The organism is Desulfobacterium sp. N47, from assembly GCF_051233685.1.
GTDB lineage: Bacteria > Desulfobacterota > Desulfobacteria > Desulfobacterales > RPRI01 > RPRI01.
The window spans coordinates 1-5,289 of the sequence record NZ_JBAMMY010000279.1 but is presented as its reverse complement, the minus strand read 5'-3'; the positions used below and the strand labels follow the sequence as shown (position 1 = coordinate 5,289).

Below are 5,289 nucleotides of genomic sequence, written 5' to 3'. Positions count from 1 at the left end.
AATATCGACAAGCCTGTCTTTCTCAATATCGCTAAACGGATACCCATCAAGAGCGGTTCGTGACATCACATGATATACGGTTTTTTGATCCGGCACGACCATTCTGGCGATTCTTGGCATATAATCCTCCGTTTATAAATTGGTTTTCCCACTGCTTAACCATTAATCGCAACCAATGGGCATGGCATGCATAATTCGCCTGTCCCTTATTCTTGTCCTTCTCCTTTCAACCGTCAACTGTCAACCGCTTTCAACCGTCAACTGTCAACCGCTTTCAACCGTCAACTGTCAACCGCTTTCAACCGTCAACTGTCAACTGTCAACCGTCAACCGCTTTCAACCGTTAACCGTGAACCGTCAACCGCTTTCAACTGTCAACCGTCAACCGCTTTCAACTGTCAACCGCTTTCAACCGTTAACCGTTTTTATCCCTATTTCTTGAATTTTCTGTCTGCGCCTGCAAGTGTTGCTTGACAGTTAGGGCTGATTTCTATAGATTACATTAGTAGTTATGGCTATATATGAAAAAAATCAGAGAACTTATTAAAGTCCGCTTTAAACAGGTAAATATATCATTGAAAAAGAAGTGCTACATACTTGCTGGACCCAATGGAGCGGGAAAAACAACTTTTGCAAATGAATTTCTACCTATTGAGGCAGAATGTCTTAATTTTATCAATGCTGATCTGATTGCTCAGGGCCTTTCTCCATTCCAACCTGCAAAAATGGCCATTGAAGCGGGCAGATTAATGATTGAACGTATCATTGAATGTGTTAAGAAAAATGAATCATTTGCTTTTGAGACAACCTTTAGCGGCAAAGGGTATATAAGAAAGATAACCAGCTGGAAAAACGAAGGATATGAGATTATCATTTATTTTTTACAGCTTCCTTCAGTAGAATTCGCAATAGAACGCGTGAAGTTAAGAGTTGCACAAGGAGGCCACAATGTTCCTGAACAGGATATTCGACGCCGTTTTCAAAGAGGTTGGGTAAACTTCAACATGTTTTATAAGCAAATGGCAGATTCATGGATTGTTTTTGACACCTCTGGTAACATGCCAATTATTATAGATGAATCGGAGTAAATGATGAAAATGCACAATAAATATGGCATAATTGGATTGAAAGCTCTGCAAAGAGCTGCTGCAAAGGTCGCTGAGGATGCGAGGAAGAATAATTACAAAATACCAATTTGGAAAAATGGGCGCATCGAATATGAAGTTCCGGGCATAATCCATGAACAAAGCGGTGCAGTTGATCATGGCAACAGTGGTTCGTTTGACAAATAGCGCAAAATCCGATTTTGTCTCAAAGCTGTTTTTGGTAAAAATGATTTACAGTTGACGGTTTGCGGTTGAAAGAAATATGAGATTTATTTAAGATTTTATAACGAGAACAAAAAAAAGCAGAGCCGATATCGACTCTGCCTTTTTATATTGAATTATTTCTTTTACCGTCAACCGTCAACCGTCAACCGTCAACCGTCAACCGCTTTCAACCGTCAACCGTCAACCGCTTTCAACCGTCAACCGTCAACCGCTTTCAACCGTCAACTGTCAACCGCTTTCAACCGTTAACCGTGAACTGTGAACCGCTTTTATCCGGCATGTTTAATCTGATCAGGTTTCAGTCCCTTTCTAAGAATAGCTTTTGCAAACGGTTCGGATGTAACCTCAAGATTATCACAATTGCTTTGTACCGGTCAATGTGATCTGCTGAAAAAAATCTGTCCACTTCTTGACATTTTAACGAATTGTTGTAAACTTGATTTAAACGTTTCAATCATACTGGGAGATATGAAATGATCAGCAGCAATAAAATTTCAACGCAACAGATTCAATATGAAAAACTCCCATTGGAAGTAAAGAATTTGGCCGATAGAAAATTTTTGCTATTTCGTTGTCAACCTTTTCATTTAATTCGCCTGTCCCTTATTGGTTTAATTGCTGCAATACACTACAACACGCGCCGGATTTATATTCGGCATGTTCTTACTCACAAGGAATATGACCGAGGATATTGGAGGAAATAATGAATACTCAGCTTAAAGAAATTGCCAAAGTCTGGCCGAACATACAGAGCGTATTTTCTGTGCCGCACAATGAAAAAGATTATAATAACTTGGTCAATCTTCTTGACAGTCTTATTGATGAGGTGGGTAACAATGAGTCTCACCCTTTATCTTCATTGATGGAGACGATCGGAAGTCTGATCGAAACCTATGAATCCCAAAATTACCCTGATATAGAGGGAGAACCGATAAATGCCCTAAAGACCTTGATGGAAGAACATTGCCTTAAGCAGTCAGACCTGCCCGAGATTGGGAGCCAGGGGGTGGTATCGGAAATTATATCTGGCAAACGTCAGCTCAATGTTCGCCAACTTAAGCTTCTCAGCAAGCGTTTTAAGGTTTCTCCTGTAGTATTTGTATGATTGAACTATTCTAAATATGACCTGTCAGTTCACCAGCAATAAAATTTCAACGCAACAGATTCAACAGGCTATCCTTTCTTTGTCCGATCCTGAGCGGATATCAATAATTAATTGGCTTATACAGATTGACCGGAAGTTATGGGATCATGAAATTGAAACGGATTTTTCAGATAATGGGCCGGGCATTAAACTGCTCGAACGCGTTCAGAAAGACTTCAAATCTGGTCGCTGCACCTCATGGGATTGACATCGACAACCCATCCCGATTTCTGGAAATGCTATGAAAAACTCCCATTGGAAGTAAAGAATTTGGCCGATAGAAAATTTTCGCTATTTCGTTGTCAACCTTTTCATTCCTCTTTGGGGTTTTCAAAAAAGGGCGTTGTGTGGACTGTTGATATCGGACTTCATTATCGGGCTATCGCCCTGGCGCGAACAAGATACACTTGTGTGGTTTTGGATAGGCTCACACGAGGATTACAACATTCTCATGAATCGTTTCCGGTAGGTCTCAAACTCAGCCTTTAATATCTGCGCTATAATCCCCCCGTTTTTCCGTATTCCGTAGGTTGAATAACTAATATTATTAAGATGCGTCTCCAATGCTTCCCCTTCCCATAATTCGCCTGTCCCTTATTGGTTCCAAAGAAGTGATCACAAACCTTGCATAAGTCAATAAATCGAACCCCTTTGGGGTTTTGTTTCATTTGAAGTATTATTTCATCCAATTTTACCATCTTAAAATAGTATCAATGTCGATATCAAAGTCAAGAAATAAAATGAATTTTAATGGGAATCCGGGGATACTATGCCTTTTGTGCCTGCATCTGGAAAAAGCTTTGAGACCTTTGTGAGAGATAATAAAAGCAGAAGCCATGGATAAGAGAAATAAGGATAAAGACAATTTTCAGTCCACAGATAACGGCATGCAGGGGCGACCCTTGTAGAGACGCAAAGGTAGAGGTACAAGATTTTGCGTCTCTACAGGAGGGGCAATAACGGAAATAAAAAAGGCAGAGTCGTTTCTGATTCTGCCTTTTTGCTGATGAAATTTCAAAGCATTATTCGCCTGTCCCTTTTACCTCTTTTCCTTATATTCCTTATAACGGCGTTCAGCCTCGGCTATCCAGGCATTATCTATATCTGAAAGTACATCTTCACCAAGAGAACTGAGTAAACGGTCAGCTAAAAAAGCGCGGTCCTGGATAGAAAGACTAAGAGCCTCATTCTCTATTTTTTTCAGTAAGTCAGACATGGACACCTCCATTATCTCTGTATCTGGAATTTTCCTGAAACGGTTGATTCGAATTCATCAAATATCATTCAGTTTTTTAATTAATACCATAATGTTAGCTTTCTTTTACCGTTAACCGTAAACTGTCAACCGTAAACCGTTTTATCCCTATTTTTTAAATTTTCTGCACCTGCAAGACCTATGAGTCCGAAGCCAAGAAGAAGCAGGGTGGCTGGTTCAGGAATTTGCACGAACGTACCCTATTTCCCCCTGATTTCTTTTTTCTCCAGATTTTGCATGGGGTAATGTTTTATATTGCCTGTAATCAGAACAGCTTTTTTCAGTACACAGGTCGCTGCTATCAAACAATCATCCAACTCAAGATGATGGCTTTTGATAGATCTCTTATAAAAACCTGCCAACTCAGCGATTTTTCTATCGACTTCAAAAACCGGAAGGCTGTCAAGAAGCAGCTCGGTTTTCTCCCGTTCTTCATCCTTCATACCGGCATAAATTTCACCGATGGTAATTGCCGAACAGCATAGTAGTGAAGATTGCGCCACTTCTTTAAGCATCTCTTTTATTTGCTTGTTGCCTCGCAAATGGAGTATCAGCACATCAGTATCAATCACAACTTGAGACATTAGTGCGATTCTTCCGAGTAGATTTTCTGCTGCTGCGCACGAACCGGTCCACCCCTTTTGCAAGTTCAGGATGTTCCCCATCGCACCAGCAACCAAACGTCTCATCAATGGCTTTAAGCTGACGCACCCGCTGGAGTTCTTTCCGCAAGGCACCGGAGACGAATCTGCTTTGTTCGCGCTCATCAACGGTTGCCCGCAACTCATTCAGCAGTTCTTCGGGAAGCTGAAAATATGCCTGTTTCAAAGCCGTGTTCATAAACCAAGCCCTCCCTTTTCTGTATAGTTACATAAAGAATATCATAGAAAACCGTTGAAAAGTCAACCAAAAAACAACACCATAAAAAGGATATTCATGCCGTATTCATCGTACTGGCGTTTCATATCAACCTTGATGGCATGAAATTAGATTTTTAAGAATTTTCCTATCAAAAATTCCTGAAAAAACTCTGTGGCTCTGAGTACTCTGTGAAAGATTATCGAAAAAGCATGAAATCATAGACGTTTTCTCCTTTTCTCCTTCTTTTTTAAACACCCAAACCGTCATACCGGACTTGATCCGGTATCCATAAACAAGCGAAATCCTGGTTAGCGCTAAAGGTTAGCGCTTATGCTTCACTACGTGTCACTTCGTGCCCGGTCTTCGCCGGAATGACGAATGTGGAGTTTTCCGAGCTTAACCCTTAACCGCATACAATGGGCGTCTCAAGCATAATTCGCCTGTCCCTTTTCTTTCATTAACGCAAAACAATCTTTATGGATTAGAATATGAAAAATTTAATTCACAATTCAAGATGTGATACCAATTGCCCTGCTTAACCATCAACCGCAAACCATGGTGTGTTAAGCATAATTCGCCTGTCCCTTATTACTATTTGTCTTGACTCTCATGTTATTGAAAATTATAATTAAATCACAATGAAGACTTCGATAAAATTTGATGTTAAAAAGACCGTCCAATATTGGCTGGAAGGTGCG

General features: G+C 40.3%; 9 protein-coding genes. 5 read left to right on the top strand and 4 right to left on the bottom strand.

The genetic code is table 11. The annotated features are described in order from the left end of the window. Nucleotides 1-575 precede the first annotated feature (575 nt). From VXK47_RS17815 to VXK47_RS17795, 5 genes are all read left to right on the top strand, one after another. Nucleotides 576-1,088 carry a Zeta toxin family protein gene (locus tag VXK47_RS17815; protein WP_435550133.1) on the top strand — a complete coding sequence of 171 codons (513 nt, stop codon included), beginning with the start codon at nt 576-578 and terminating at the stop codon, nt 1,086-1,088. A gap of 9 nt (nt 1,089-1,097) precedes the next feature. Next, nucleotides 1,098-1,292, top strand: coding sequence for a hypothetical protein (locus VXK47_RS17810; RefSeq protein ID WP_435550132.1), 195 nt, complete (start codon nt 1,098-1,100; stop codon nt 1,290-1,292). A 512-nt stretch (nt 1,293-1,804) separates the two neighbouring features. Further along, nucleotides 1,805-2,035, top strand: coding sequence for a type II toxin-antitoxin system HigB family toxin (locus VXK47_RS17805; RefSeq protein ID WP_435550131.1), 231 nt, complete (start codon nt 1,805-1,807; stop codon nt 2,033-2,035). Beyond that, nucleotides 2,035-2,436, top strand: a complete 402-nt coding sequence (locus VXK47_RS17800) for a helix-turn-helix domain-containing protein (RefSeq protein WP_435550130.1) — start codon at nt 2,035-2,037, stop codon at nt 2,434-2,436. The genes VXK47_RS17805 and VXK47_RS17800 overlap by 1 nt, the downstream gene beginning before the upstream one ends. A gap of 16 nt (nt 2,437-2,452) precedes the next feature. Then, on the top strand, nt 2,453-2,683 hold the full coding sequence (locus VXK47_RS17795) for a hypothetical protein (RefSeq protein WP_435550129.1): 231 nt from the start codon (nt 2,453-2,455) through the stop codon (nt 2,681-2,683). An 831-nt stretch (nt 2,684-3,514) separates the two neighbouring features. On the opposite strand, the gene VXK47_RS17790 is transcribed toward VXK47_RS17795, so the two are convergent. The 4 genes from VXK47_RS17790 to VXK47_RS17775 form a co-directional block, all read right to left on the bottom strand. Further along, on the bottom strand, nt 3,515-3,691 hold the full coding sequence (locus VXK47_RS17790) for an addiction module protein (RefSeq protein ID WP_435550128.1): 177 nt from the start codon (nt 3,689-3,691) through the stop codon (nt 3,515-3,517). Between the two features lie 125 nt (nt 3,692-3,816). Next, a complete protein-coding gene (locus VXK47_RS17785; protein WP_435550127.1) occupies nt 3,817-3,921 on the bottom strand; it encodes a PEP-CTERM sorting domain-containing protein in 105 nt (34 codons plus the stop codon). A 9-nt stretch (nt 3,922-3,930) separates the two neighbouring features. Beyond that, entirely contained in the window at nt 3,931-4,314 is a 384-nt protein-coding gene (locus tag VXK47_RS17780; RefSeq protein WP_435550126.1) for a type II toxin-antitoxin system VapC family toxin, read from the bottom strand. Further along, complete coding sequence (locus tag VXK47_RS17775; RefSeq protein WP_435550125.1) at nt 4,295-4,570, bottom strand: hypothetical protein; 276 nt, start codon at nt 4,568-4,570, stop codon at nt 4,295-4,297. Before VXK47_RS17775 ends, VXK47_RS17780 begins: the two co-directional genes overlap by 20 nt. Nucleotides 4,571-5,289 lie beyond the last annotated feature (719 nt).

Excerpts from the sequence above, each read along its gene's own strand:
- VXK47_RS17790 (WP_435550128.1), bottom strand. The coding sequence starts at position 3,691 with ATGTCTGACTTACTGAAAAAAATAGAGAATGAGGCTCTTAGTCTTTCT.
- VXK47_RS17795 (WP_435550129.1), top strand. The coding sequence starts at position 2,453 with ATGACCTGTCAGTTCACCAGCAATAAAATTTCAACGCAACAGATTCAA.
- VXK47_RS17805 (WP_435550131.1), top strand. The coding sequence starts at position 1,805 with ATGATCAGCAGCAATAAAATTTCAACGCAACAGATTCAATATGAAAAA.
- VXK47_RS17775 (WP_435550125.1), bottom strand. The coding sequence starts at position 4,570 with ATGAACACGGCTTTGAAACAGGCATATTTTCAGCTTCCCGAAGAACTG.
- VXK47_RS17810 (WP_435550132.1), top strand. The coding sequence starts at position 1,098 with ATGCACAATAAATATGGCATAATTGGATTGAAAGCTCTGCAAAGAGCT.
- VXK47_RS17800 (WP_435550130.1), top strand. The coding sequence starts at position 2,035 with ATGAATACTCAGCTTAAAGAAATTGCCAAAGTCTGGCCGAACATACAG.
- VXK47_RS17780 (WP_435550126.1), bottom strand. The coding sequence starts at position 4,314 with ATGTCTCAAGTTGTGATTGATACTGATGTGCTGATACTCCATTTGCGA.